Source organism: uncultured Caldilinea sp. (assembly GCF_937128415.1).
GTDB lineage: Bacteria > Chloroflexota > Anaerolineae > Caldilineales > Caldilineaceae > Caldilinea.
On record NZ_CAKZMJ010000071.1, the window covers coordinates 1 to 3,325 of the forward strand.

The following is a 3,325-nucleotide window of genomic DNA, read 5'->3' on the forward strand; positions in this document are numbered from 1 at the left end:
GAAAACGGAATCAGAATGCGAGGAGGCTGTAGCCGCCGTCCACTTCGATCGTCTGACCCACGATCATGCGGGCGGCGTCGGTGCAGAGCCACGCCGCCACTTCGCCGACGTCCTCTGGCGTCGCCAGGCGACCAACGGGCGTGTGTTGTTGGGCGTAGGCGATCATTTCTTCCTTGCGCGGGAAAAAATCCAGGGCGCTCGTGATGACGACGCCGGGGCTGATGCAATTGGCGATGATGTTGTAGGGCGCCAGCTCGACGGCCAGATAGCGGGTCAACGCCTCGATGGCGGCCTTGCTGACGCCGACGACGCCGTATTCGGGAAAGACGCGACGGCTGCCGATGCTGGTGACGGTGAGGATGCGCCCCCAGCCGCGCGCACGCATCGAGGGGAGGGCCGCCTGCACCCCCACCAGAATGCTGCGGGCGTTGATGTTGACCGTCCATTCCCACGCCTTCCGATCGATCTCGGTGATCGGCTTGAGCACGCCGCTGGCTGCATTGCCGACGAAAATATCGACGCCGCCCAGCGCTCGAACGCTCTCTTCGATCAGCGCCTGCATCTCTTCCTCTTTGCCGACGTGCGCTTTGACCACCGGCGCTCGCACGCCCATCGCTTCCGCTTCGGCGGCTGTTTGCTCCGCCTCTTCGCGATGGCGAAAGTAATTGATGACGACATTGCAGCCGCGACGCGCCAGCGCCAACGCAATTCCCCGGCCGATCCCGCGGCCGCTGCCGGTGACGACGGCGTTTTTCCCTTGCAGCTCCTCCAAAACTTCCTCCTTCACGTTCCGCTGCGCCGATCGAAGCGCAGATCGAAGATTGTCTCGCCTATCGTGGCCCCTTCAAGCGAGCACAGCCCATTTCGCCCCTCATGCTCACCGATTCGCCAGCAGACGAAGCTTCTCACTTGTCTCGCGCCAGGAAATCTTGCTCAGCCCCAGCTTCTGGCGCAATTGCTCCTCCGGCATGCCGTTGCGAAAGTCGCGCACGGCGCAAGTCCAGCGCAGCGTCTCGAAGCCGACCTGGACGTAGCGAATTCCCGCCAGCTCGCCCAGCTCCTCCAGCACGTACTCCAGATTGCGAGGCGTGCACTCAAAAAGAAGCTCCTTGGGTTTGTATTGCTCCAGATACTGCTGGAAGGCGGGTGTAAAGGTGGCGGTCAACCCCAGCGTGCGATTCTTGTGCTTGTAGCGCTCTTCCCGATAGCGGATCGTCACAGAGGGCGACTGCGGCTGACTGATGTCGATGTCATCCAGCATCAGCCGCGCACACTCCGACTTTTTGATGCCGGTCTGCAGCAGCAGGCTCACCAGCAGATACGGGCGGGCATCCGGGGCTTCTCGATCGCGGCTGATGTCCTGCGCCTTGAGCAGGAGCGTGCGCACATCGCTGTCGCGCAGGATGATGGGAAGCGGCGTGCGCGCTTGAATCTGGACGAGCGGCTCAGCCGGATCGACGCCGATGACGCCGACGCCGTGCAGCCAGCCGAAAAAGACCTTCATGGTGGTGATGCGTCGCGCCTGGGTTTTGGCGCTGAAGTGCACACCCCGATTTTCGGCCAGCCAGGGGAGAAAATCGTCGAGCGCCTGGGTGGTGATGTGATAGAGTTTCGTGTCGCCGCCGAGATACTCGCTGAGGAATTTCAGGTCATTCTGAAACGCCTTGATGGTGTTCTCGCTGAAGCCTTTGCGCACCATGTACTCGTCGAAGGCGGCGATGGCGTCGGCGAGGGGGCTATGGGCGCGCAGCGGCGGCGGCAGATCGGGCGTCGCCGCGCCGGGGGCAGGCGTCTGCGTCGCCTCTGCGGAGGGGCTCGCCGTCGGTTGCTCGCGCGGCGTCGAAGAAAGCTTGTTCTCAAAATGCTCGGGATGCGACGTTGGCGTCTCGCTCATGTTTCGTCGATGGCGTGAAAAATTATGAAACCGTTTCTGCACTTCGCATAGAAGTATAGCCAGAGAAAACGTTTGCTGTCAAAGCGGGGACCTACAGTCGCCCTGGCTCAAAAGCGGCCCCAGATTCGGGAAGAATCTGGGGCCGAAGGATGTTCGCAATGCGTGCAGGCTCGGGGCGACGAGGAAAATGTCGCCGTCCGCTTCAATTTCCTAGAAGCCCAGCAGGCCGGAGCCGAAGACGCTGGCGAAGACCAGGCTGACGATCGACATCAGCTTGATCAGGATGTTGAGCGAGGGGCCGCTCGTGTCCTTGAAGGGATCGCCGACGGTGTCGCCCACCACAGCAGCTTTGTGGGCAGGCGAGCCTTTGCCGCCCATCTGGCCGGTTTCGATCCACTTCTTGGCGTTGTCCCAGGCGCCGCCGGCGTTGGCCATCATCACCGCCAGCAGGAAGCCCGCTGCGATGGCGCCGACCAGCAGGCCGGCCAACCCCTCCTTGCCGAGCAAAAAGCCCGCCAGCACCGGCGTGATCACGGCCAGCAAGCCCGGCAGAACCATCTCGCGCAGCGCGCTGCGCGTGCTGATGTCGACGGCGCGCGCATAGTCCGGCTTGGCCTTGCCCTCCATCAAACCGACGATTTCCCGGAACTGCCGACGCACCTCGAGCACGATCTCCTTCGCCGCCTTGCCGACGGCGGTCATGGTGAGCGCTGTGAACAGGAACGGCAGCATGGCGCCGATCAACAGGCCGGGCAGCACGGTCGGCGTCAGGATGTTGAGCGTCCGGATGCTGGCGGCGTCCATGTACGCGCCCAGCAACGCCAGCGCGGTCAGCACCGCCGAGCCGATCGCAAAGCCCTTGCCGGTGGCCGCCGTCGTGTTGCCCAGGCTGTCGAGTGCGTCGGTGCGCTGGCGCACTTCGGGCGGCAGGTGCGCCATTTCGGCGATGCCGCCTGCGTTGTCCGCCACAGGGCCGTAGGCGTCTGTCGCCAGGGTCACGCCCAGCGTGCTCAACATGCCGACGCCCGCCAGCGCCACGGCGTACAGGCCAGCTGTGATGTTCAATGCGCCATTCTCACCGGGGATGGCCTGCGTGCCGAACCACAAGGCCAGCAACATGGCGGCGGCAACGATGATCACTGGCGCAGTCGTGCTGTTCATGCCGACGGCGATGCCCTGGATGATCGTCGTCGCCGGGCCCGTTTCCGCCGCCTCTGCGATCGAGCGGGTGGGTTTATTCGTGTATGAGGTGAAGTATTCGGTGAACCAGGCGATGCCGTTGCCGGCGACCAGACCGGCGAGGATCGCCAGGAAGTAATAGAAAGGCACGCCCGTCAACAGAACAACGAGCAAGGCGATGACGAGCACGACGCCCGACGCCGTCCATACGGAACGTCGCAGCGTGGCCAGCAGATCTTCTTGCGTGGCGTT

The 3,325-nt window shown here is 63.6% G+C and carries 3 protein-coding genes; all 3 read right to left on the reverse strand.

All coding sequences use genetic code 11. The annotated features are described in order from the left end of the window. Window positions 1–10: 10 nt before the first annotated feature. Window positions 11–763, reverse strand: coding sequence for an SDR family oxidoreductase (locus Q0367_RS13850; RefSeq protein ID WP_363325873.1), 753 nt, complete (start codon window positions 761–763; stop codon window positions 11–13). Between the two features lie 114 nt (window positions 764–877). Further along, entirely contained in the window at window positions 878–1,894 is a 1,017-nt protein-coding gene (locus tag Q0367_RS13855; RefSeq protein ID WP_298982921.1) for a site-specific integrase, read from the reverse strand. A 210-nt stretch (window positions 1,895–2,104) separates the two neighbouring features. After that, on the reverse strand, window positions 2,105–3,325 hold a 1,221-nt coding region (locus Q0367_RS13860; protein ID WP_298982923.1), incomplete at its 5' end, for a sodium-translocating pyrophosphatase.